The following is a 230-nucleotide window of genomic DNA, read 5'->3' as shown; positions in this document are numbered from 1 at the left end:
CCATTATTCCTCCGTTCAAGAACAAACTAGAAACATTATGTGAAAATACAGATGGCGAACCAAAAGAAGGTTGGTTTATGGATCCGGGTTACTGCAATGGCTATTTGTGGTGTAGTTACTCCATTATTGGTGGTCGTACTGACGATGGTGATGACAACACACAGGTCGGTAGGTTTATAGAATTTGATCAAAAGTCAATAGATTTGTTCTCGTACTACGGTGATATTTGG

The 230-nt window shown here is 39.6% G+C and carries 1 protein-coding gene; it reads left to right on the top strand.

The genetic code is table 11. The features are described from left to right. Positions 1-230, top strand: a 230-nt coding sequence (locus EVC45_RS46535; RefSeq protein ID WP_211193629.1) for a hypothetical protein, incomplete at both ends; no start/stop codon positions are given.

Source organism: Paraburkholderia sp. UYCP14C (genome assembly GCF_004197395.1).
Classification (GTDB): Bacteria; Pseudomonadota; Gammaproteobacteria; order Burkholderiales; family Burkholderiaceae; genus Paraburkholderia.
Note: the sequence above shows the minus strand (reverse complement) of the source record. Positions and strands in the feature narration are given on the sequence as shown.